Source organism: Mycobacterium angelicum, from assembly GCF_002086155.1.
Classification (GTDB): domain Bacteria; phylum Actinomycetota; class Actinomycetes; order Mycobacteriales; family Mycobacteriaceae; genus Mycobacterium; species Mycobacterium angelicum.
Genome location: NZ_MVHE01000386.1, coordinates 1 through 282 on the forward strand (window position 1 = coordinate 1; position 282 = coordinate 282).

Annotated in this window: 1 protein-coding gene; it reads left to right on the plus strand. The window is 67.7% G+C overall.

Features of this window, described 5'->3' with window-relative positions; genetic code table 11:
- Window positions 1-282, plus strand: a 282-nt coding sequence (locus BST12_RS32755; protein WP_170062244.1) for a hypothetical protein, incomplete at both ends; no start/stop codon positions are given.

A 282-nucleotide genomic window follows, 5' to 3' on the forward strand; every position in this document is an offset into this window, starting at 1 on the left:
CCCTGTATCCCGGCGCCACCACCATCGCGCTACCCACCTACCCCTTCCAACACCGGTCTTACTGGCTGACCCCCGCGGCGGGTGTGGGCACTTTCAGCGATCCCGCCGAGGGCCAGTTATGGGATGCGGTGGACAGTGACGCAGTCGATACCGTCGCGCAGGTATTAGGCCTGCAAGCCGGCGCCCAAACCGACTCGCTTCCGGCGGTGGTGGCCGCGCTGCGGCATTGGCGCCAACACCTGGCCGAACGCGCTCGGGTGGACCAGCTGCGCTACCAGGTGA